Source organism: Cupriavidus basilensis (assembly GCF_000876015.1).
Classification (GTDB): Bacteria; Pseudomonadota; Gammaproteobacteria; order Burkholderiales; family Burkholderiaceae; genus Cupriavidus; species Cupriavidus basilensis_B.
On the sequence record NZ_BBQM01000018.1, the window covers coordinates 16,121 to 37,755 of the forward strand.

Below are 21,635 nucleotides of genomic sequence, written 5' to 3' on the forward strand. Positions count from 1 at the left end.
CCCGCGACCGCTCCGCCGCCCTGTATAAAGCCAATTTGCGCGTGTGGAGCGAATGCATGCTCCGATATCTGCATGGCGCATGACACGAATGAATCTCCGGCCCTCGCCGGCAATGCGCCCCCGATACCCGAGGATGAAGCGGCTCCGCTCCGACGAACGCCCATGATGATCGACACAACCCTCGTCGAGACAGATCGGCGTGCCTCACGAGCAACGCCGCAGTAACACCATGCTGTCCCTCACGATTCTCTGTACCGGCAAGGCACTGCCATCGCAGCGCGTTTCATCCGACGAACTCGACGTGAAGCTGGGAGCCCTGCCCGGCTTCTGCCGGAGCAAGTCGGGCATCGATTTCCGCTACGTTGCCGCACCCGGCGAGACGCAATCCGGACTGGCCGCGGCCGCGCTGCGCGATGCGATGCGGCGCGGCCGGTGCGAGGCCGCGTCGATCGATCTGCTGCTGTCGGTGTCGGGAGTCGGCGAGCAGGCCTTGCCCAGCACCGCCAGCCGGATTCTGGAGCCGGCCGGACTGCCCGCCGGCACGCCGGCGTTCGACATCAACGCGAGCTGCCTGGGCTTTCTGGCCGCCTTGCAGTTGGCAGCCAGCCTGCTGGCAAGCGGCACTTACCGGCGCATCGCCATTGCGGCATCCGACCTGGCATCGCGCGGCGTCGACTGGGACAACCCCGAGGCCTCCTTGATCTTTGGCGACGGCGCCGCCGCGGCCATCGTCGAGCAAGGCGACGCCCGTACAGGCATCGACGCGTTCCGGATGGAGACGCACCCGGCAGGCAATACCCTCTGCGAGGTCCGCGCCGGCGGCACGCGCCGCAACCCGCGCACCGGCGCCGAACCGGCGGACTACCTCTTCAGAATGGATGGCAGGCGCCTGTTCAGGCTGACGTCCGAGTTGATGGGCGGGTTCGTGGAACGCCTGTTTTCCGGCCTGCCATACGGCCCCGGCGACGTGGACATCGTCATACCGCATCAGGCCAGCCACCTCGGCATGGAACACGTGCGCAAGCGTCTCGGGATAAGGCCGGAGGATGTCGTCGACATCTACCGGCAACATGGCAACCAGGTAGCCGCGTCCATCCCGACGGCACTGCATGAGGCATTCGCACAGCGCCGCATCTTCCGCGGTACCCGCGTGCTGCTGATCGGCACCGCGGCCGGACTGACGCTTGGCGGAATGGTCCTGGTCATATGACGATCCTGGTCACCGGCGCGACCAGCGGGCTGGGCCGCAATGCGGTCGACGCGCTGCTGCGCGACGGCATCGCCGTGCGTGCGACCGGGCGCAACCTCGCCGCAGGCGAGGCACTGGAGCGCAACGGCGCCGAATTCGTTCCCGCGGATCTGGCAACGCTCGACGAGGCGAAAGCCGATGCGCTGCTTCACGGTGTCGACGCGGTCTGGCATTGCGCCGCCTTGTCCGCACCCTGGGGCCGTCACGCGGACTTCGTGGCGGCCAATGTATCGGCCACCCGGCATATGGCGCAGGCTGCCGCGGTACGCGGCGTCCGCCGCTTCGTGCACGTATCGACGCCTTCGATCTATTTCGACTACCGGCACCATCGCGGCATCGAAGAAACGTATCGCGCGGCAAGATTAGCCAATCACTATGCGGCCACCAAGGCGGCGGCCGAGGATCGCATCCTGACGCTGTCCAGCCAATGGCGCGGGACCACCTTCGTCATCCTGCGGCCTCGCGGTCTCTTCGGCCCGCATGATCGGGTGATCGTGCCGCGCATCCTGCAACTGCTGCGGTCCCGGCACGGTGTGCTTCCGCTGCCGCGTGGCGGGAAGGCGTTCATCGACATGACCTACGTCGGCAACGTGGTGCATGCCATGAAGACCGCCACCCATGCGCCCGTTGCCTCCGGCGAGGCGTTCAACATCACCAACTTCGAGCCATGCACGCTGGCGTCGATGCTCCAGCGCCTGCTCGGCGACGGCCTGGGCCTGCGATACCGAATTCGCGCGCTTCCGTACCCGCTGCTCGACGCGGCTGCGCGCGCGGCCGAACTCGGGGCGCGGCTGCGCCGCCGCGAGCCGCTGTTGACGCGCTATGGCATAGGCGCGCTGCATTTCGACATGACACTGAGCAATGCGCGAGCGCGGCAGCGGCTGGGCTACCACCCTCGCCACGGCATCGACGAGGGCATTCGCCTGACTGCCGACTGGATTCGTGGCCATGGCGACCATTACGGCATTTGAGGCGGGCTACTGCATCCATCCGGCCTGCATTGCGCTGCGGGGCGCGGGCCTCTCGGCGCGCGCCTTCCCCGCGCGCGGCTATCTGCTCGAAGCGAAGGGCCGCCGCTGGCTGTGGGATACCGGCTATGCATCGCATTTCCTCGACCACACACGGCGCGGCATCCATGCGCTCTATCGCTGGGTCACGCCGGTACGCTTCGATGCCGCCGAGGCTCTCGTCCACCAGCTCGCGAGAGCGGGCCTGCGTCCGGCCGACCTGGACGGCATCATCATGTCGCACTTTCACGGCGATCACATCGCCGGGTTGCGCGATTTTCCCGGCGTGCCGCTGATCTGTTCGGGAAACGGCTGGCGGGCGACGCATCCTCTGCGCGGCATTCGGGCGCTTAGCCGCGGCTTCGTTCCCGAGCTTGTCCCGAGCGATTTCGGCACGCGCGCCCGATTCGTCGAAACGTTCCGACACATGGCGCTGTCCGCCGCGCTGGCGCCGTTCGGCCGGGCCTACGCCCTGCCGAATGCGGGCAACGAGATCCTGCTCGTCGAACTGCCCGGCCATGCGGCCGGCCACATCGGCGCGTTCGTCGACACCCGCGACGGCTGGGTGCTGCTCGCCTCCGATGCCGCGTGGTCCCCGGAAGGCTACCTGGAGCCGCGGGGCCCCTCCCGGCTGGCGCACCTGATCATGGACGATCCGGTGGCGTACTACGCGACGCTCGACAAGCTGCACCGGCTCCATGCCACGGGCCGCGTGTCCATTCTGCTGACGCATGAGGAAGCCCGCTGATGCGATTGCACCGCCTGCTGTGGGCTTACGCGAATGCACGTCTGCGCCGCCATGCGGATCGGGCGGCGCTGGAACGCCACCAGGCGGCCGCGATCGATCGATTCGCGCGCACCGTCTTGAGACACAGTCCGTGGTTCCGTCCATACGCCGATCGGCCGCGCCACACCTGGCCGTTGATGGACAAGCAGGTCATGCTCGCCCATTTCGACGAGATGAATACCGCCGGACTGAAACTTCAGGAGGTGTTGGCGTGCGCGATGCGCGCGGAGCATGACCGGGACTTCAGTGCCACGCTCGGCGGCTACAGCGTCGGCCTGTCGTCGGGCACCTCGGGAAGCCGAGGCGTGTTCGTCGCCAGCGCGGATGAGCGCGCCACATGGGCAGGCATCATGCTGGCGAAGATGCTGCCCCGGGGACTGATGCACCGGGAGCGCGTGGCACTGTTTCTGCGCGCGAACAACCGGCTCTATTCGACAGTACGGACACCGTGGCTCTCATTCGTCTTTTACGATCTTTTCCAGCCGCTCGAGTCCCTGTTGAATCGACTCGAAGCGTACCGTCCGACCATCATCGTCGCGCCGGCACAGGTGCTGCGCGCCATCGTCCTGGGCGTGCACGGGAATCGAGCCGCCACGTTGCGCCAGTGCCGGGCTGTCGCCGTCGCCGAAGTGCTCGAGCCGCTGGACCGCGCACTGCTCGGCGAAGCCTTCGCCAGCGTCGGCGAGGTCTACCAGGCGACCGAGGGCTTCCTCGGTGCGACCTGCCCGCACGGGACAATGCACCTGAACGAAGAGTTCGTGCACATCGAACCCCAGTGGCTGGACGAGTCGCGGTTTGTGCCGATCATCACCGATTTCACGCGCAGCACCCAGCCCATCGTCCGCTATCGGCTCGACGACGTGCTCACCGTCCGCCACGCGGCCTGCCCCTGCGGGAATCCCGCAAGGGCGATCGAGCGGATTGAAGGGCGCTGCGACGATATGCTCGTGCTGCCGGGCATCGACGGCGTGGAGCGCACCGTCTTCGCCGATGTGTGTGCCCGGGCGCTTGCCCAGGCGCTTCCCATGCATGCCGACTACCGGCTCATACAGACCGGCTCGACGTCGCTGGCGCTCTCGGTCGATGCGGGACCCGGCACAAGCATTTGCGCTTCGGCCTGCCGGCAACACCTGGAGGACGTGTTCGCCCGGCTCGGCGTCGCCACCCAGGCCATTGAATGGACGGTGGCAGACCGCCTGCCGAACACCGATTTCATGCTGAAGCGACGGCGCATCACCCGCGCGAGGGAGCCCCGATGAACGGATGGATCTTCCGACTGCGCGCAATGGCGCTCGGCTGGGGCACGGTCGGCATCGTCTACACGACCGCCGCCCTCGCGCAGGGATCCGGCACGGCGATTCCGGAGACCGCGCTGGACCGGCTCATTCCATTCGACCCGCGAGGCATTTGGCTGTACCTGTCGTTCTTCGCGCTGATTCCGTTCGCCTATCTGCGCGCGGAGGCGCTCCGCCTGCCCTGGCTCGCACGATCCATGCAACTGAGCGCGATCGTGTCGGGCGTGGTCTTCGTGCTGTACCCCACGACGCTGAGTTATCCCCTGTTCGATGATGCGTCTATCCCTACCCGCTTGCTTCGCCTGCTGATTGCCGGCGACTCCTCACAAAACTGCCTTCCATCGCTGCATGCGGCGCTGACTTACCTTTCGGTATGGGCGCTGGCGGACGCCCGGCGCCCATGGCAAAGCGCGCTGGCCGCGCTCTGGGGGCTGGCCATCGCCTGTGCGATGGTCCAGACGCGCCGCCATCTGGCGCTCGACACGTCCGCGGGCCTGCTCGTCGCGCTTGTATGCGGCGCGATCGCATCACGCCGGCCATTCCGCTCCATGAGGATGCTGCCATGAACATGTTCGCGCTGCCGCTGGCACTGATGCTCGTCCTGGTCCTTGCCGACGTTGCCGGCCTGCGCTGGCTCCGAGGGCAGCGAACGCCATGGCGCGACGTGATCTTCAACCTCAATTCCGGCCATATCGTGATGTGGTTGTTCCGTGGCCTCGAGGTCATGCTGTTCGCATGGCTGTCGGCGCACCTGAATCTCCACTGGGTCACCCGGACCGGCGCCCTCGGCGTCTGGATATTCGCCTTCTTCGCCTGGGACTTCTGTTTCTACTGGCTTCACCGGCTGCATCACAGCATTCCCTTGATGTGGGCCGTCCACGCGGTCCATCACGAAGGCGAGCACTACAACCTGTCCCTGGGCGTGCGGAACTCCTGGTACTCGTCGCTGACATCGATCCCATTCTTCGCCGGCCTGGCCGTGGTCGGCGTTCCGGTGGAGGTGTTCGTGCTGGTCTCGGCCTTTCACTACTCGGTCCAGTTCTACAACCATTGCGGCACTATCCACCGCTCCGGCTGGCTCGACCGCGTCTTCGTCACGCCGGCGAATCACCGGGTTCATCATGGCCTGAATCCCGAGTACATCGACAAGAACTTCGGCGGCACGCTGCTGCTCTGGGACAAGCTGTTCGGCACCTATCAGGCGGAGCTTCCCCGCGTAAAGATCCGCTACGGCGTCCATGACGCCGTGGGCTCGGCGAATCCGTTCTGGGCGAACAACATCCCGGTGCTTCGCTGCTTCGGCCTGGACGTGCCCAGGCGCGGGGCCGCCACCCCGTCGTCACCGATGGCCGACGGCTGGATCGCCAGCGGTGGCCTCATCCTGTTCGGCTTCGCCATCTACTATGTGCGGTGGCAAGGCCTGCTTCCGTCACCGCAGGAGCCCCTGTTGTTTGTGTGGATCGTCATGCAGACGATCGCGCTCGGCGCGCTGTCGGATGGATGGCGCAGCGCCCGCCGCACCTGGAGCGCGATGGCGCTGGCGATGCCCGCCTGCTTCGCGGGCCTGTTTGGCTGGCGCGATCCGCTCGGCTGCGTGCTCCTCGCGCTGCTGGCACTGCACGGCCTCGCCTGTCTGTTCGCGCGCGCTCCGGAGGCATGACGCGATGACGACGCGCTTCTGGCCCACCGGCGAATCGGCCTTCGATATTGCACTGCGCGAGGCGGCCGGGGCCTATCTGCGCGAGGCGGGCGATCATCGCTACGCGAACGCACGGCACTGGATGAAAGGCGCCGTTCTTCTCGCCGCCGCGGCCGGGTCAGGCGCACTCGCGCTGACGGCGGACGGATCGATGCGTTTCATGGTCAGCTACATCGCCTGCGTCATGCTGTTCGCGCTGCTGGCCGTCAATGTCCTGCATGACGCAGCCCACGGGACCCTTGTCGATCCCATGCGCACATCCCGCGCGGCATCCCGGCACTGGCAAGCGCTGATCGCGCGGGTCGCCGCCTTGCCCCTGGGCATCGAGCCGGCATATTGGCGCGTTCGCCATGTCGAATTCCATCATCCCTACGCGAACATCGAAGGCCGTGACCTCGACATGGAAGAGAATTTCTTCCTGTGCCAGACGCCATTTCAGAAAAGACGCGCCCACCATCGCTGTCAGCACCTGTATTGGCCGTTGATCGCAGCCTTGTCGATGCCATATGTCGGCTGGGTCTACGACTGGTCCGATCGGCTCGGGCTGACCCCTGTCGGCAAGCGCCGCGCCCTGCGTGGTGCCGGCGGCTGGCTTCTGTTCGTTGCAACGAAGCTGGCACACTTCGCGCTGATGCTGGTGCTGCCGGCCTGGATCCTGTCCAGGATGGGCATCGGCTGGAGCGCCGCGCTTGGCACTTATGTCGTTGCGCAAATGGCGGCGTCCTGCCTCGTCGTCGGGCTGCTGCTCGGCACGCATTGGGCCGATGTCGCGTTCTACCGGGAACCGCCAGGCGGGACGATGCCGCATGGCCGGCGCGAGCACGGCCTGTACACCGCGGTGGACTGGCTGCCGCGGCCGCGCTGGATCGGTTTCTGGCTGGGAGGGCTCCATCGCCACGCCACCCATCACCTGTTTCCATCATGGCACCACCGCCATTGCGACGCGCTCGCGGCACTGGCGGCGCCGATCGCTGCCCGTCACGGCCTGCCGTATCGCGTGCTCACGTATCGCGAGCTCATCGCCGCCCAGCAGCGGTTCCTGAAACGGATGGGTGCCCCGGGCCCACGCTGAACCAACATGATGTGCGGAAGATGGCTCCGTTTGCGCGAACGAAGTCGGCGATAGGTGGATGGAAGACATGTTGGCTACTCGTACCGTTCTCGTCCACGGCGCCAACGAGATCGGCTCAGCGATCTGTCATTGCCAGACCGGACGACCCGACACCTCGATGACACGCATCAACGAAGCTTTCGGCAAATGACGCCATACTTGACCGCAATTGGCCAAGATCGTCGGCAACGGTCTCCAGGCGATGCAGGCCGTGACATGTATATGCGCTTGCCATGTTGAAAGGAGTTGATATGTGGACAGTCGAGGTCACAGGTGAATGCGCCGCGACACCGGCCCAGGTCTTCGGCATCCTGGCGGAGCCGGAGAAGTGGTCGGAGTGGAACAAGGGCGTCCTCAGAATCGAGATGCATGGGCCGTTCCGGGCCGGCACGACGGCGGTGATGGTCCTGCCGGATTCGACGGCGCTGCCGTTCCGCTTCGCGTGGGTTGAGGCCGACAAGGGCTTCGAGGATGTGACCGAGGTCCCCGACGCCGGTGTGGTCGTCCGCGTTCGCCACGAACTATCGGCGACCGGGCACAGCACCCGGATCACCTATCGCTGCGAAGTCGACGGACCGGAGCCGGCAGCCAGCGAGGTGGGGGCTGCGGTTACTTCCGACTTCGCCGATGTCATCGCTGCCCTCGGTTCTCGTGCGGAACAGTTGGGTGCGTGAATCCATTCGATCCAGCCAGAGCCTTGGACTTCGTCCGAGGCGCGCGACGCCAGCCTGACGGCGTCACATCACGGCGGCACTGAAGAAACGCCAGGTCAGACCAATATCGACGGACACGCCGATACCACCTCGGCGTTCATCTCACTGCCAACGAGCCAAGGCTGGAAGTCGGCACCATCGCTCGCCACCTCAAACGACTCGGACGCGATCGTCTTCCCGAGTTGGAGCACGCTCCGCCGATCGGGCGCCATCAGTACGCTCAACCAGGCGAGCCGGCTGCACGCTATCCGCGCAGCGTGCAGCGCCATCCACTACGCATGGAGGGCGTCGGGTCGGCTCTCACCGGAAAGTCGATCTCTTCGCCGCGTTGATCCCCTATCCTCACCAGAATGATTGGCGCCACATTGATATGGGACCCCGCCTCTCCTTTCACCTGGCAAACGTGGTTTCGAAATGCATCCCTGGGCAAGATGATGCAAACGACGTGTACCGTGACCAACGCATCGATCAGGGTCCCCATGGATCCCATCAACGCTACCGTGCTGAGCGCACAAGGCAGCGGCGGCGAGACCGGCTTCAATATCGGCCTGAGCAACTGCGCCTCCGGCCCCACGGTCTACATCACCCTCACCGACCTCACCACGCCAGGCAACCGCAGCGACCTGCTGACTCCGGCATCCGGCTCCACCGCCACCGGCGTGCGGTTGCGCATCTTTCGCGGCAGCACACCGGTCAGCTACGGGCCGGATTCGGTTGCGCCGGGCAACCCCGGCCAGTGGCGAGTGGGCGGCACCACCGGCGCCAGCGCCCTCAACATCCCGCTGAGCGTGCGCTACGTCGCCACCGGCGCCGTTGGTGCGGGTTCGATCAACGGCGTGGCCACCTTCATCATGAGCTACCAGTAAAAGGGGGTCAGCGCGGCGCTCGTTCGCCACACGCATAGGCGCGCCATCCACGACCGAGCCGGCAGCCGATGCGTTGCGCATTGCTATGGGGATGGTCCTGGCCATGGTGTTTCCTCCTACAGCGCCTCTCAAATGCTCCGGGAATGTCGAGATTTCCCCCGCTGGCCAAAGCTGGAAGGACCTTCTTCAATCGATTGGCCGACTCAGAAAATCAACCGGCCTCAGTATGTCGATGCCATGGAAAGGATGCAGTTCCAGCAGATCCAAGTCTCCGGTCAGGATGACCTTCGCCTCGCCACTCAGCGCCGCATCCAGGAACTTATCATCCTTGGGGTCGCGGCATGCCGTCATCCGGCGGGTGACGGTGACCACCCGAACAACCCCACCGAGCAGAAGCACGAATTGCTGGCGGTCTTCGCGGGAGACGTAGCGGTCGAATTTCGGTCGGGCCAGCACATCCGCCAGCTCCGCCAACGTTTCCTCCGTCATCAGCGGCACACCCCAGGCCAGTCCGTGATCCACAGCCTTGGCTGCCGTCCCGCCAGGCATGAGCAAGCGACTGATCCAGAGGTTGGTATCGATTACCAGCTTTCGGTCAGTTCTCACTGCTCAGCAATCCCTGCAACACGTCCTCCGTCAGGCCAGCTTCCTTCGCCTTGGCACCGACACGATCACTGAAGCGCTGGAACTCGGCCACGTTGAGGTGTACCAGGCGCTCGTATTCGTCCATCGACATCACCACGGCCACATCCCGCTTCTGGCGCTGGATCACCACGGGCTCCCGCCGGGCAGCTTCAAGCACCTCGGCAAACCCCTGCCGGGCTTCACTTGCTGTAATGGTTCGCATGACTCACTCTCTGTACGTTTTGTACAAATCGTACACCACTTACAGGCGAAGTCAATTTGGAGGGGATATCGGCATGTTCTTGCCATGCTGCTTGCCCGGCACACCGGCGCGAGAGAATCCGCGCCGCACATCGGCACGCGCGAGCCGGCGATCACGGAGCGAGAGCCCGCCATCGCAAAAGAGGCGACACCGCCGCTGGCTTGCGCCAGATCAAGCCGCCGTACCATCGCCGGGATAACATTTCGACACCCGCACCCGTCGCCCCACGGCTCAAGGCTTTCCCGATGTCCCTCCCCTCTCGCCCACCCCTCGCGCTGATAGCCCGGTTCCCGGAGCCATCCAACAACGCCTGCCCATTCGGGGCACGATAGTCGATGAAAAAGAAGCCTGGCTGGGGTATCGCAGCACTGTTGTCGGTCATGGTCGTCGCGGGCACCTTGTGGTGGCTTGGCACGCATCGCGATCCCTGGCCCGCGTATGTCGTCCACAGCAACGGGCGCATGGAGATCGGCCGGCTCGACGTGGCCGTGAAGTACGGCGGCCGCGTGATCGACCTGCCCGTGCGCGAGGGCGATGCCGTGGCTGCCGGCGCCGTGGTCGCGCGCCAGGATGACGCCGAACTGCAGGCCCAGCTGAGCCTGGCCAACGCCGCGCGGGAGCGCGCCATGCAGGCGGCATCGCGGGCGCAGGCGGAAATCGATGCGCGCGCGAGCCGGCAGCGGCTGGCGCGGCTGGAGCTGACCGAGGCGGTCAAGCTCTATCAGGACCAGCAGATTTCCTCGGTGGAGCGGGATCGCCGGCAGTTTGGCCTGGATGGCGAGAACGCGGGCGCGGCGGGCGCGCGGGCGGCGCTCGGCGAGGCCCGGGCCGCGATCGTGGAGGCCGATGCCCAGATCGCCCGCCTGAAGGTGCTGCTCGACGAGAGCGTGATCCATGCGCCCGTGGCCGGCCGCGTGGAATACCGCGTGATCGAGGTCGGCGCGGTGCTGCCGGCGGGCGGGCGCGTGGTGTCGCTGCTGAATCTGGCCGACATGTACTTCACCGTGTTCCTGCCGGCCGGCGCCGCCGGCAAGCTGGCCATCGGCGACGAAGCCCGCATCGTGCTGGATGCGATGCCGGACGAGCCGATCCCGGCGCGAGTCGGTTTCGTCGCCAGCGAGGCGCAGTTCACGCCCAAGTACGTGGAGACGGATGCCGAGCGGGCCAAGCTCATGTACCGCGTCAAGCTGCAGTTGACGCCGGAGATGGCGCGGCACTACGCGGCCAGGCTGAAGGCCGGCATGACGGGCGACGGCTTCGTGCGCCTGGACGCCTCCCAGCCCTGGCCCGCCGCGCTGGCGCCGCGCAAGCGGCCGGACTGACGCCGTGGCCAGCCAGCACGCCGGCGAGGCCGCGTCCATCCGCGTCGAGGGCGTCTCGCACCGCTATGGCGCGAGCGTGGCGCTGGACAACGTGTCGCTCACGCTGCCGGGCAATGCCACCATCGGCCTGATCGGCCCCGATGGCGTCGGCAAGTCGACCCTGCTGGGCCTGATCGCCGGGGTCAAGCGCATCCAGCAGGGCAGCGTTTCGGTGCTGGGCGCGGATCTGCGCGACCGGCGCGCGCGCGAGGCGCTGTCGCCGCGCGTGGCCTTCATGCCGCAGGGGCTGGGGCGCAATCTCTACCCGACGCTGTCCGTGGTCGAGAACATCGATTTCTTCGCCCGGCTGTTCGGCCTGGACGCGGCCGAGCGGCGCCGGCGCATCGCGCGCCTGCTCACGGCCACCGGCCTCGCCCCGTTCCCGGACCGGCCGGCGGGCAAGCTCTCGGGCGGCATGAAACAGAAGCTGGGGCTGTGCTGCGCGCTGGTGCACGATCCCGACCTGCTGATCCTCGACGAGCCCACCACGGGCGTGGACCCGCTGTCGCGGCGCCAGTTCTGGACGCTGGTGGAGGACCTGCGGGCGGAGCTGCGGAACATGACGGTGATCGTCGCCACCGCGTACATCGAGGAAGCGCAGCGCTTCGAGCATCTGGTGGCAATGGACATGGGCAAGGTGCTGGTGTGCGATCGCACCGCCGACGTGCTCGCGCGTGCCGGCACCAGCGATCTTGAACAGGCTTATGTCTCGCTGCTGCCGGCCTCGCGGCGCGGCAGCGCCGCGGGCCTGGTGATGCCGCCGCGCCCGCCCGACGACCGCGGGCCCGCCATCGAGGCCGAGGGCCTGACGCGGCGCTTCGGCGACTTCGTCGCCGTGGACAACGTGAGCTTTCGCATCGGGCGCAGCGAGATCTTCGGCTTTCTCGGCTCCAATGGCTGCGGCAAGACCACCACCATGAAGATGCTGACCGGGCTGCTCGACGCCACCAGCGGCAGCGCGCGCCTGCTCGGCCAGACCATCGACGCCCGCGACATGCGCACGCGCATGCGGGTGGGCTACATGTCGCAGGCGTTCTCGCTCTACGAGGAGCTCACGGTGCGGCAGAACCTCGACCTGCACGCCAAGCTCTACCGCATGGAGAACGCCGCGGCGCGGCAGGCCGTGGGAGAGGCCCTGCGTGATTTCGAGCTGGAGCCATATGCCGATGCGCAGCCCGCCGCGTTGTCGCTGGGCATCCGCCAGCGCCTGCAACTGGCCGCGGCCTGCCTGCACCACCCGGAAGTGCTGATCCTCGACGAGCCGACTTCCGGCGTGGACCCGGCCGCCCGGGACATGTTCTGGCGCCACCTGGCGCAGCTTTCGCGCCAGCAGCAGGTCACCATCTTCGTCTCCACCCACTTCATGAACGAGGCCGCGCGCTGCGACCGCATCTCGTTCATGCATCGCGGCCGGGTGCTGGCGGTGGGCACGCCGGCGGAGCTGCAGGAAAGCCGCCACGCCCACACGCTGGAGGATGCCTTCGTCAGCTACCTGGAGGAAGCCGAGAGTCCGGCTCGTGACGCGGCGGCGGCTACCGCGGCTGTTGCGGCTGTTGCGGCGGCGGCGGCTTCCGCGCCGGCATCGCCCGCGCAACCGGCGCCGGCCCCGCCGCCGGACGGCCGCCGCGCGGCCAGGTCCGGCGGCTCGGCGCTGGCGCGCACGTGGGCGTTCGGCCGGCGCGAGGCCATGGAGCTGGCGCGCGACAAGCTCCGGCTGGCGTTTGCCATCCTCGGCCCCATCGTGCTGCTCTGCGCCGCGGCGTGGAGCGTGTCGTTCGACGTGGAGAACGTGCGCTTCGCCGTGCTGGACCGCGACCAGAGCCGCGCGAGCCGCGAGCTGGTGGAGCAGTTCTCCGGCTCGCGCTACTTCGTGCAGACGGACGCCGCGCGAGACGACGCGGATGCGGACCGGCGCCTGCGCGCGGCCGCCGCCACGATGGTGATCGAGATCCCGCCCGGCTTCGCGCGCGACCTGCTGGCCGGCCGGCAGCCGCAGGTCGCGTTCCGCATCGACGGCTCCAGCCCTTTCCCCGGCGCGACCACGCGCGCCTACGTCACCGGCGTGCTGCTGGCCTATGCCGAGGCGCAGATGCGCGCGCAGCCGGCCCGGGCGCCGGCGCTGCCGATTGCCATCGAATCCCGCTTCGTCTACAACCAGGAATTCCGCAGCATCTACGCCATCACGCCGGGCATCGTCATGCTGGCGCTGATCCTGATCCCCACCATGCTGACCGCGCTCGGCGTGGTGCGTGAAAAGGAGATGGGATCCATCACCAACCTGTATGCCTCGCCGGCGAGCGTGGGCGAATACCTGATCGGCAAGCAGATGCCCTATGTGGCGCTGGCGATGGTCAGCTACCTGACCCTGGTGGCGCTGGCGATCGTGCTGCTCCAGGTGCCGCTCAAGGGCTCCTTCTTCGCCCTGTCGCTGGGCGCGGCGCTGTTCGTGCTGGCCGCGACCGCCCTCGGCCTGCTGGTGTCCACCTTCGTGCGCTCGCAGGTGGCGGCCATCTTCGGCACCGCCATCCTGTGCCTGATCCCGTCCGTCAACTTCTCCGGCCTGCTCTATCCGGTGTCCACGCTGACCGGCAGCAGCTACTGGATCGGGCTGGGATTTCCGTCGTCGTGGTTCCAGCTGGTCAGCCTGGGCAGCTTCACCAAGGGCCTGGGCGCGGGCAGCTTCGGCTCCATGTACCTGGCCTTGCTGGGTTTTGCGCTGTCATACCTCGCTGCCGCGCGCCTGCTGTTGCGCAAGCAGGAAACCTAGCCCGGAGCCGCCGAGATGAACCAGTGGTGCAAGAACGTGGCGCGGCTGTGCGGCAAGGAATTGCGCAGCCTGTCGAGCGACATCACGCTGATGGTGCTGATCGCGTTCGCCTTTACGCTGGCCGTGCAGTCGGTGGCCAAGGGCATCAAGGCGGAAGTATCGAACGCATCGGTGGCCATCGTCGACGCCGACCATTCCGAACTCTCGCGCCGCCTGCGCAACGCGATCCGCCCGCCGTATTTCAAGACGCCCGTCGACGTGGACCGGCATGCCGTGGACGAGGAGATGGACCGCGGACGCTATATCTTCGCCATCGAGATCCCGCCGCGCCTCGAGGCCGACGTGCTCGCCGGCAGGACGCCGACCGTGCAGGTGCTCGTCGATGCCACGGCGATGACGCAGGCCGGGCTCGGCTCGGCCTACCTGCAGCAGATCTTCACGCGCGAGGTGCTCGAATTCCTGCACGCCGCCGACATCGAGGCGCAGCTTCCGGTGCGCGTGGAAAGCACGGTGATGTTCAATCCCAATACGGAATCGCACTGGTTTACGTCCACCATGCAGATCGTGGTCAACATCACCGTGCTGGCCATCATCCTGGTCGGCGCCGCGGTCATCCGCGAACGCGAGCACGGCACCATCGAACACCTGCTGGTGATGCCGGTGCGCGCCAGCGAGATCGCGGTGGCCAAGATCCTCGCCAACGGCGCGGTGATCTTCGTGGCCTCCCTGCTGTCGCTGTGGCTGGTGGTCCATCTGTGGCTGAAGGTGCCGCTCTCGGGCTCGCCGGCGCTGTTCGCGCTGAGCACGGCGCTGTACCTGTTTTCCGTCACGGCGCTGGGCATGTGGCTGGCCACGGTGGCGCCGTCGATGCCGCAGTTCGGCCTGCTGGCGGTGCCGACCTACGCCGTGGCCTACCTGCTGTCCGGCGCCGCCACGCCGGTGCAAAGCATGCCGGCCGCCATGCAGCGCGCCGTGCAATTCCTGCCGACCACCCAGTTCGTCAACCTCACCCAGGCCATCCTGTTCCGCAGCGCGGGCCTGGAGGTCGTGTGGCCGCAGTTGCTGGGCGTCACGGCCGCGGGCGGGATCTTCCTCGCGCTGGCGCTCGCGCGCTTTCGCTCCATGCTGGCGCAGCAGGGCTAGGCCGCCATGCCGGAACGCCACGCACATTCCCCCGCAACCACGCCACCCAAGCGGATTTCTGCCTTGAGCCATAGTCCAGGAGCCACCCTCGCCACCCTTGTCACCGTTGCCGGCCTTGTCGCGTGCGTCGCGCTCGGCCTGCCCGGCTGCACCACGGTGAGCGTCGCCGTGCCGGGCAGCGTCGCGCTGCCCGCCGCGTTCACGGAAGCCCCCGATCCGGCCGCGCCGGGCGCCGGGCAGGACTTGTCGCAGTGGTGGCAGAACTGGGATGACCCCGAACTGACGCAGCGGATCACCCGCACCCTGCAGGCCAATCCCGATCTGCGCCTGGCGCAGGCCCGCGTGGCGGAGGCGCACGCCACCGGCCGGATCGCCGATTCGGCGCTCTACCCGACGCTCTCGGCGCAGGCGCGCGCCGCGCGCGGCGTGACCGACCTGCGCAGCCCGGCCGGCCTGCCCGACATGTCGCCGGGCGTGGACGGCTACCTTGCCGGGGCCACCGTGGCATGGGAGATCGATGTCTTCGGCGGCCGGCGCAGCGACGCGCAGGCCGCCGCGGCCGTCGCGCTCGGCGCCGAAGAGCAGATGCGCGGCACGCGCCTGATGATCGCCGCCGACGTGGCCGAAAACTACTTCGCGGCGCGCGGCCTGCAGCGCCGCCTGCAGGTGCTGGACCGCAGCGTCGACACCGTGGCGCAGTTGCTGCGCTACACCCGCGCGCGCCGTGCCGCCGGGCAGGCGCTGCCGTTCGACGTGGATCGCGTGAGCGAACAGCTCGACGCGCTGCGCGCGCAGCGGCCCGTGCTGCTGAGCCAGATCTCGGTCCGCGAGCGCCGCCTGGCCGTGCTCGCCGGCGACGCGCCCCAGGGCACCGCCGCGCTGCCCGCGCCGGCGGCGTTCTTCGTGCCGGCGCCTCCCGCCGGACAGTTGCCGTCCGAGGTCATCCAGCGGCGGCCCGACGTGCGCGCCAACGCCGCGCTCGTGCAGGCACAGGCCGCCAAGCTCGGCAGCGCCAAGGCGGAGCTGTTCCCGCGCTTCTACCTGACCTTCCTCGGCCAGGACGGGCGCCTGCACCTGGAGGGACTGCCGGCGCTGAGCGGCTCCGGCGGCTTGCTGGGCGTCGGCGTGCAGCTGCCGATCTTCACGGCCGGGCGCGTCCAGGCCAATATCGACGCCGCGGATGCCCGCCTGCAAGCGGCGCAGGCGAACTACGACATGGTCGTGCTGCGCGCGCTCGAAGAGGTGGACAACGCCTACGGCGTTCGCCGTGGCCTGGACCAGCGCAACGCCACGCTGGATACGGTGGTGGCCACCGCGCGGCGCAACAGCGAAAGCGCCGTGCGCCTCTATGAAGGCGGCCTGCGCACGCTGCAGGACGTGCTGGATGCGCGCGTCGACGCGCTGCGGCGCGAGGACGAGCAGGTCCAGACGCAGACGGGCCAGGCCATTGCCTCCGTGCAACTGTACCGGGCGCTGGGCGGAGGATGGCCCGCCGGCCGGGCGACGAACGCCAGCGAATGAGCAGCGCGCAAGTGAGCGGCATCGGGCGTTCCGCCCAGACCGGCAGAACGGGATCGGCTTTTCTGGCGTGACCGGCTGGCAGTGCCGGGGCGGCGTCGACCGTGCGCCGTGCCGACGTGCACTGTGCCGACGTGACCGTGAAAACGTGCCGGGACGCGCGGCGCGTGACAACGCGGAAGCGGGCAATCGACAGACGGATTCACCCAGTGATGTGTCCGCTGACGGCCCACAAAAAACAAAACCCCGGAAGACCGCAATCTTCCGGGGTTCTGCCGCCATTGCTGGCGGAGACGGAGTCTGCCAAATACCGATCCAAGGCAGTTCAACGGCATCCAATATTTCTCAATAAATTCAATAGCTTGCACCGTCCCTCCGTCCAATGTACGCTAGCATCTTCCAACCCCATCCAACGTTTCCTGATGGGCTGAATGATGGGCCAGAATTCGATGCTAACCGACAAACAAGCAAGAGCACTCAAGCCAAACGACAAGCCTGTCTTCGATGGGAAAGTCACTGGGCTACTGCTGACACCAGCAAAATCCGGCTGCAAATGGACTCTGCGCTTCACCAGCCCGACGACAGGCAAACGACGCGACGCGGGTCTTGGCACCTATCCCGAAACGTCAATTGCAGAGGCACGCGAAAAGGCGCTCGCCATGCGCAAGCTCATCGACAATGGGGAAGACCCCATCGACCAGCGGAACCGAGAACGCGAAGCCGCCGCTGTTGTCGCGGCGGCCCTCACTTTCGAGAAAGCGGCCCGCCAAGTGCATGAAGAACTCAAGCCTGGCTGGAAGAACAAGAAGCATGCAGCGCAATGGATCAGCACGCTCGAAACCTATGTATTTCCGAAGATAGGAGCAAGAAAACTGGATGCGATCACGCCCGCGGATTGCGCCGATGCCCTGCGTCCGATCTGGCTGTCGAAGGCTGAAACGGCTGGTCGCACCCGACAAAGAATGCACGCCGTCATGCAATGGGCCTGGGCACATGGCCACATCGCGGCAAATCCGCTTACCGTTATCGACCACATCCTGCCAAAGCAATCGGGAAAGAAGACCCACCAACCTGCCATGCCGTGGCGGCAAGTTCCGACGTTCGTCTCTCAGCATCTCAAGGAGATTGATGCTGGCGACAGCACGCGCATGGCCCTCCTGTTCCTGATCCTCACCGCGACACGCAGCGGCGAGATTCGCGGTGCGACCTGGGCTGAGTTCGATCTACGTAATCGCGTCTGGAGCATTCCAGCGGATCGGATGAAAGCTGCCGAAATGCACCGTGTGCCACTGTCGGAAAAAGCGGTCTCGCTACTCGAAAGGATAAAGGAACGTCAATTGCACGATACGCTAGTCTTTCCCTCCCCGCGGGAAAAGATACTTAGCGACATGACCCTCACAGCATTCCTTCGTAGGGCCAAGGCCGAAAGCGATACCCCCGGCCGCTTTGCTACGGCCCATGGATTTCGATCAAGCTTCCGCGACTGGGCAAGTGAGCACGGCTACGCGCGCGATCTTGCAGAGCGGGCACTTGCACATACCGTCGCTAACAAAGTTGAGGCGGCTTACCATCGCACGGACTTACTGGAGCAGCGGCGGCCGCTGATGGAGTCGTGGGCGAACCATGTCTACGCCTCGGTGGCTCCCACAGAATCATAATCCCCAGGTTCGGACAACACTCCCCTTGCTCCTCCATCGCCGCAGCTATAGGCCAACAGAGTAACTGTCTAGCTACAAACAGTTCACAAGCTTCATCTCCAGAACAGTAGCCATTACGGTCTCCGACTACAAAAACACTTACACCAACCGGCCAATACAATCAACAATTGATATTCGACCAATGAAACTAAAAAACGGCCTTGATATACCTACAATACTATTTTTTTTGCCGCGATATCCGCTCGACTTGTTTAGGCTTGACTATCCTCCGACCACTCCAGAATCGTCGATCACCATTCAATACCTTCGCTCTAAAATAAAATTCAGGCTCCGTCAATATTACGACAAATCTTAATGCCATCTCACCATTCATCTTTCCACACTGAATGTGGTCTCGCACATAGAACTCCACCGTCCCGAATACCGGCAGCACCTCACGAGAAGCCATTTCTATTAATCTATCAAAGAGCCAAATGACATTATTTTTTGTAAACAACAAAACCTCAATATAATACCTGCCACCTTCATCTTGCTTCAAGAAGATTGCGTGCCCAAGATATTGATCTCTCAATTCATGTTTTAGATTCCTAGCCAAGCCGTTTCGTAATCTTCGCATGGCATCATAAATCTGCACCGCCAATCCTTTGAATTGCAGTCGATATACATGCAAGCCTTCATGAGACATAACTATCGTACTTGTCAGTCGCAGCATGCTACTCTGAACTTTTTCCGCAGCTTTCCGCCAAGAATTGATCTCCCGCACAAGCTCCTTTGACTTTGCCTCCCGCTCAAGAGCTTTATCAAAATGGTCATACAAGGATCGGCGAGTCTCCTCGCAATCCTTTAACCTAGCCTTGCGATCCATTATAAGTTTCGGCACCGCAAGACGCCGGATATCTTTTGGATCATTTCCGTACACACCTTGGCTACCGGCCCATTCCAAAATGACATCCACACACAAACGAAAATATGGATGGCGACACTCCCGATGATGATTCACCGAAATCTTCACCACTTCATTGAGAATATCCTCAGAAAACACCAAGCCCACAAAATTCTCAAGGTCATAATTTCTCGAGTAATTCACCACATCATTCTCAACCTTAAAAATTGACCTCCTGCCTCTACGGTATTCAATTATCAGACCGGCAATCCATACCGATATTCCTTTGACAGTCCGAATAAATCGATCCGCATCTCTCCCCCAGAACTCCTCCACCTGCTCAATGCTCGGCTTTCCCAGCATCAGTTTATACTCCACTCCATTTAAAAACCCTCGCAAAAATCAATACTTCATTTCAGCAAATACCCAACGGGTACGTAGCCCTGCAAATTCTGCTCGGAGCACAGCAAAGTATCGAAAGAATTATTAGGTTAGCACGAAGTGGTAGCAGAGTTGGTAGCAGCAGCATCGTATACTTGGTTCTCAGTGGGCTTCTAGTTAGTTCTGATGAGCTATTTGTTAGTTCATCAGAGATATAAAGTTAGTTCCCAAGCTAGCAAACTCGTTGGGAAGCACCGCACCCGATGCTACTGTGGAACCCCATGTCTCCATCAGGACTGCATGCGGGATGCTTGATGCCCCTCGGGATCTAGCGAAGACTGATAGCAGCGAGACTGGACAATTCGGAAGAATATGCCTGAGGCACAAGAGCCACAATAACGAAGGATGTTCACGACCAAGCTCCAGTAATGACTGGTCGTCCATCACCCTCCAATTTAGGAAAGTAATAAGGTAGCAGAGAAGTAGTATAGCAATGGAGAAATGGAGAAGTAGCAGAGAAATAATAACTCAACAAGGCAGCATGATATAGCAGCTCCAACAGTACCGGCAAGAATGAGCTGACTCGAAGTCGCCAACATGTTCCCTTTGATTGACCACCAGAGAACCTGATAAGGACGCGATCATGCTGAACTCAACAATCGACATACCCGATATACTCAGAGTCAACCATACTCCAACATGGGATGTCATCGAGGTAGAGGATGTACCAACCATATGGGAAGTTGGAGAGTACAGCAAACTGTTCAAGAAGCTTGTGAGCTTCCTCGAAGCCGTACTCTATACTCAGGACAAGGCCTATGTAATTCAGGAACGACATGGTCGACGGTCAGTAAAGGAGTGCTCAAAGCTGGCAACCCACTTCCGTCACTTCGGTTATCTGCATAGCGTGCTCTTTGAGCACTATGTCTACACGCCGGATATTGAGCTATTCCGTCGCTGCCATATAACCCACCCTGGAATTGGAGCTTGCTTATTTACTAGTCCTCGACGGTATGTCGCTGACGGGCGCATGGAGGCCGAGGTATTCGATGAGTTCATTGCGTACCTACGCGATGAAGCCATCCGATTGGGAATCAAGAAAGAGCTCCACGACTGGCGGTACGGACAGACAAGCATACAGCGAGAGCTCATTAAGGCTTACCTTCGTACTATGCCGATCCGAACGACGAAGCTCCTGGCTGTCCGTTGTGAACTGCAATACAGGGAAGAGGCAGTTACTGAGGAAGATATTGTCTTTCGGGAGGCCTTCGGTACTCACATGGGCATCGAGCGCTCTCACATTCACGATAAATACAGGGCCGAATATCGAGGTCGAATCGACATCAAGGAGGCCATGAATCATCGGAAGCGCTTCTTCTCCAACCCTCATGGGAAAGATGCCGAACTCTTCAAATATCTCATTGGCTATGTCTGGAAGATCGAACAATCGACAGCCATTCATCACCATGTCCTGCTCATTTTCGATGGCCAGAGGGTTCGAGATGATATTCAACGCATCGAACACGTGTTCAATCGGTGGGAGGCGATAACCGGTGATGCCGGGTATGGTCACAGTACTCACTATCGGAAGAAAGTGCTGATCGATCAAGGTCGGTGGGACTTCGGAAACATTGACTGCCGAGATACCGCAGCGCTCGAGAGAATGATCGACAACGTTGCCGAGTACTTCACGAAGGACGGCCAACTTCTTCGTGTAAAACCCAGTCTCAAAGCACGCGCGCTGACGATGGGCCGTGCGATAAAAAAGCGTACTAAAGGGCCTGGGCGCCCTCGCTCGACTCCTTGCTGATCAGATACTGAGCCACTGCCAATGCCTCCAAGTGCTTTCATACGGACATTCTTGGTGGCCACACATGTGTCTCCGCCTGGCAGCTTTGACACCACGCATATAGCGCGTCGTACATCACCATGCCGTGTTCAAGCATTTCATGGTCGTCGGCGAAAACGTGAGACAGTCCCAATGAAATCGCATAGAGCCCGCTGGACTGCGGCGTCAGGTCCAGCCGTGATGTATCCGCGCCGCGCACGACTCCGGCCATTTGCTGCAGGGCCGGATCACCACCAAGGTTGTACTTGGCGAGGAAGGCATCGAAGCTGCAAAGCTCGCCCACATGCGTAAGTTCGACACCGGGGATGTCATAGGGAACTGCGCCACTCTCGTTGGCGATGCGCAGGACATCCCCGGCCTGCACGTACAAGAAGTCCGGTGTTTCGTCGATAAAGCGCGCGATCAGCCAAGGACAGGCGATACGATCGATCTTGGGGCGCTCCCGCGTAATCCATTGCATGA

General features: G+C 63.9%; 20 protein-coding genes. 16 read left to right on the forward strand and 4 right to left on the reverse strand.

The features are described from left to right. Positions 1–229 precede the first annotated feature (229 nt). The 10 genes from KF708C_RS18715 to KF708C_RS18760 all read left to right on the forward strand — a co-directional run bounded on the left by KF708C_RS18715 (position 230) and on the right by KF708C_RS18760 (position 8,727). Positions 230–1,210, forward strand: a complete 981-nt coding sequence (locus tag KF708C_RS18715; protein ID WP_059412907.1) for a 3-oxoacyl-[acyl-carrier-protein] synthase III C-terminal domain-containing protein — start codon at positions 230–232, stop codon at positions 1,208–1,210. Further along, positions 1,207–2,220, forward strand: coding sequence for an NAD-dependent epimerase/dehydratase family protein (locus tag KF708C_RS18720; RefSeq protein ID WP_059412908.1), 1,014 nt, complete (start codon positions 1,207–1,209; stop codon positions 2,218–2,220). Before KF708C_RS18715 ends, KF708C_RS18720 begins: the two co-directional genes overlap by 4 nt. Beyond that, positions 2,198–3,004, forward strand: a complete 807-nt coding sequence (locus tag KF708C_RS18725; RefSeq protein ID WP_059412909.1) for an MBL fold metallo-hydrolase — start codon at positions 2,198–2,200, stop codon at positions 3,002–3,004. The genes KF708C_RS18720 and KF708C_RS18725 overlap by 23 nt, the downstream gene beginning before the upstream one ends. Beyond that, entirely contained in the window at positions 3,004–4,302 is a 1,299-nt protein-coding gene (locus tag KF708C_RS18730; RefSeq protein WP_059412910.1) for a F390 synthetase-related protein, read from the forward strand. Before KF708C_RS18725 ends, KF708C_RS18730 begins: the two co-directional genes overlap by 1 nt. Further along, a complete protein-coding gene (locus KF708C_RS18735) occupies positions 4,299–4,904 on the forward strand; it encodes a phosphatase PAP2 family protein (RefSeq protein WP_059412911.1) in 606 nt (201 codons plus the stop codon). The genes KF708C_RS18730 and KF708C_RS18735 overlap by 4 nt, the downstream gene beginning before the upstream one ends. Then, the gene (locus KF708C_RS18740; RefSeq protein WP_059412912.1) at positions 4,901–5,998 is read left to right on the forward strand and encodes a sterol desaturase family protein; all 1,098 of its coding nucleotides are present in this window, start codon (positions 4,901–4,903) and stop codon (positions 5,996–5,998) included. Before KF708C_RS18735 ends, KF708C_RS18740 begins: the two co-directional genes overlap by 4 nt. A gap of 4 nt (positions 5,999–6,002) precedes the next feature. Beyond that, positions 6,003–7,109 carry a fatty acid desaturase family protein gene (locus KF708C_RS18745; RefSeq protein ID WP_059412913.1) on the forward strand — a complete coding sequence of 369 codons (1,107 nt, stop codon included), beginning with the start codon at positions 6,003–6,005 and terminating at the stop codon, positions 7,107–7,109. Positions 7,110–7,167: 58 nt separating this feature from the next. Next, positions 7,168–7,299, forward strand: coding sequence for a hypothetical protein (locus KF708C_RS36925; protein WP_269432157.1), 132 nt, complete (start codon positions 7,168–7,170; stop codon positions 7,297–7,299). Between the two features lie 100 nt (positions 7,300–7,399). Further along, positions 7,400–7,822, forward strand: coding sequence for an SRPBCC family protein (locus KF708C_RS18750; RefSeq protein ID WP_059412914.1), 423 nt, complete (start codon positions 7,400–7,402; stop codon positions 7,820–7,822). Between the two features lie 473 nt (positions 7,823–8,295). Next, positions 8,296–8,727 carry a fimbrial protein gene (locus tag KF708C_RS18760; protein WP_269432158.1) on the forward strand — a complete coding sequence of 144 codons (432 nt, stop codon included), beginning with the start codon at positions 8,296–8,298 and terminating at the stop codon, positions 8,725–8,727. A gap of 186 nt (positions 8,728–8,913) precedes the next feature. Here KF708C_RS18760 and KF708C_RS18765 read toward each other — a convergent pair whose 3' ends face one another. Beyond that, positions 8,914–9,333, reverse strand: a complete 420-nt coding sequence (locus tag KF708C_RS18765) for a putative toxin-antitoxin system toxin component, PIN family (protein WP_059412917.1) — start codon at positions 9,331–9,333, stop codon at positions 8,914–8,916. Beyond that, positions 9,323–9,574: a type II toxin-antitoxin system Phd/YefM family antitoxin gene (locus KF708C_RS18770; RefSeq protein ID WP_059412918.1), complete on the reverse strand. Its 252-nt coding sequence runs from the start codon at positions 9,572–9,574 to the stop codon at positions 9,323–9,325. The genes KF708C_RS18765 and KF708C_RS18770 overlap by 11 nt, the downstream gene beginning before the upstream one ends. A gap of 374 nt (positions 9,575–9,948) precedes the next feature. Between KF708C_RS18770 and KF708C_RS18775 the strand changes: the two genes are divergently transcribed. The 5 genes from KF708C_RS18775 to KF708C_RS34710 all read left to right on the forward strand — a co-directional run bounded on the left by KF708C_RS18775 (position 9,949) and on the right by KF708C_RS34710 (position 18,060). Next, entirely contained in the window at positions 9,949–10,935 is a 987-nt protein-coding gene (locus KF708C_RS18775) for an HlyD family secretion protein (RefSeq protein ID WP_059412919.1), read from the forward strand. 4 nt (positions 10,936–10,939) lie between these two features. Further along, entirely contained in the window at positions 10,940–13,741 is a 2,802-nt protein-coding gene (gene rbbA, locus KF708C_RS18780; RefSeq protein WP_059412920.1) for a ribosome-associated ATPase/putative transporter RbbA, read from the forward strand. Positions 13,742–13,756: 15 nt separating this feature from the next. Then, positions 13,757–14,884 carry an ABC transporter permease gene (locus tag KF708C_RS18785; protein ID WP_059412921.1) on the forward strand — a complete coding sequence of 376 codons (1,128 nt, stop codon included), beginning with the start codon at positions 13,757–13,759 and terminating at the stop codon, positions 14,882–14,884. A gap of 63 nt (positions 14,885–14,947) precedes the next feature. After that, positions 14,948–16,405 (forward strand): TolC family protein, encoded by a 1,458-nt coding sequence (locus tag KF708C_RS18790; RefSeq protein ID WP_059412922.1) that lies wholly within the window; start codon positions 14,948–14,950, stop codon positions 16,403–16,405. Between the two features lie 446 nt (positions 16,406–16,851). Then, positions 16,852–18,060 carry a tyrosine-type recombinase/integrase gene (locus KF708C_RS34710; RefSeq protein WP_231401679.1) on the forward strand — a complete coding sequence of 403 codons (1,209 nt, stop codon included), beginning with the start codon at positions 16,852–16,854 and terminating at the stop codon, positions 18,058–18,060. A gap of 217 nt (positions 18,061–18,277) precedes the next feature. Here the strand turns inward: KF708C_RS34710 and KF708C_RS35775 are convergent, their stop codons facing one another. Continuing rightward, positions 18,278–19,306 carry a hypothetical protein gene (locus tag KF708C_RS35775; RefSeq protein WP_144195994.1) on the reverse strand — a complete coding sequence of 343 codons (1,029 nt, stop codon included), beginning with the start codon at positions 19,304–19,306 and terminating at the stop codon, positions 18,278–18,280. Between the two features lie 661 nt (positions 19,307–19,967). Here KF708C_RS35775 and KF708C_RS34715 point away from each other — a divergent pair. Then, positions 19,968–21,134 (forward strand): inovirus-type Gp2 protein, encoded by a 1,167-nt coding sequence (locus tag KF708C_RS34715; RefSeq protein WP_081651507.1) that lies wholly within the window; start codon positions 19,968–19,970, stop codon positions 21,132–21,134. Between the two features lie 37 nt (positions 21,135–21,171). Here KF708C_RS34715 and KF708C_RS18810 read toward each other — a convergent pair whose 3' ends face one another. After that, a complete protein-coding gene (locus KF708C_RS18810) occupies positions 21,172–21,633 on the reverse strand; it encodes a chromate resistance protein ChrB domain-containing protein (RefSeq protein ID WP_020205264.1) in 462 nt (153 codons plus the stop codon). Positions 21,634–21,635 lie beyond the last annotated feature (2 nt).

Excerpts from the sequence above, each read along its gene's own strand:
- KF708C_RS18715 (WP_059412907.1), top strand. The coding sequence starts at position 230 with ATGCTGTCCCTCACGATTCTCTGTACCGGCAAGGCACTGCCATCGCAG.
- KF708C_RS18725 (WP_059412909.1), top strand. The coding sequence starts at position 2,198 with ATGGCGACCATTACGGCATTTGAGGCGGGCTACTGCATCCATCCGGCC.
- KF708C_RS18760 (WP_269432158.1), top strand. The coding sequence starts at position 8,296 with ATGCAAACGACGTGTACCGTGACCAACGCATCGATCAGGGTCCCCATG.
- KF708C_RS18730 (WP_059412910.1), top strand. The coding sequence starts at position 3,004 with ATGCGATTGCACCGCCTGCTGTGGGCTTACGCGAATGCACGTCTGCGC.
- KF708C_RS34710 (WP_231401679.1), top strand. The coding sequence starts at position 16,852 with ATGCTAACCGACAAACAAGCAAGAGCACTCAAGCCAAACGACAAGCCT.
- KF708C_RS36925 (WP_269432157.1), top strand. The coding sequence starts at position 7,168 with ATGGAAGACATGTTGGCTACTCGTACCGTTCTCGTCCACGGCGCCAAC.
- KF708C_RS18750 (WP_059412914.1), top strand. The coding sequence starts at position 7,400 with ATGTGGACAGTCGAGGTCACAGGTGAATGCGCCGCGACACCGGCCCAG.
- KF708C_RS35775 (WP_144195994.1), bottom strand. The coding sequence starts at position 19,306 with ATGCTGGGAAAGCCGAGCATTGAGCAGGTGGAGGAGTTCTGGGGGAGA.
- KF708C_RS18745 (WP_059412913.1), top strand. The coding sequence starts at position 6,003 with ATGACGACGCGCTTCTGGCCCACCGGCGAATCGGCCTTCGATATTGCA.
- KF708C_RS18735 (WP_059412911.1), top strand. The coding sequence starts at position 4,299 with ATGAACGGATGGATCTTCCGACTGCGCGCAATGGCGCTCGGCTGGGGC.
- KF708C_RS18810 (WP_020205264.1), bottom strand. The coding sequence starts at position 21,633 with ATGCAATGGATTACGCGGGAGCGCCCCAAGATCGATCGTATCGCCTGT.
- KF708C_RS18785 (WP_059412921.1), top strand. The coding sequence starts at position 13,757 with ATGAACCAGTGGTGCAAGAACGTGGCGCGGCTGTGCGGCAAGGAATTG.
- KF708C_RS18775 (WP_059412919.1), top strand. The coding sequence starts at position 9,949 with ATGAAAAAGAAGCCTGGCTGGGGTATCGCAGCACTGTTGTCGGTCATG.
- KF708C_RS34715 (WP_081651507.1), top strand. The coding sequence starts at position 19,968 with ATGCTGAACTCAACAATCGACATACCCGATATACTCAGAGTCAACCAT.
- KF708C_RS18740 (WP_059412912.1), top strand. The coding sequence starts at position 4,901 with ATGAACATGTTCGCGCTGCCGCTGGCACTGATGCTCGTCCTGGTCCTT.
- KF708C_RS18720 (WP_059412908.1), top strand. The coding sequence starts at position 1,207 with ATGACGATCCTGGTCACCGGCGCGACCAGCGGGCTGGGCCGCAATGCG.
- KF708C_RS18770 (WP_059412918.1), bottom strand. The coding sequence starts at position 9,574 with ATGCGAACCATTACAGCAAGTGAAGCCCGGCAGGGGTTTGCCGAGGTG.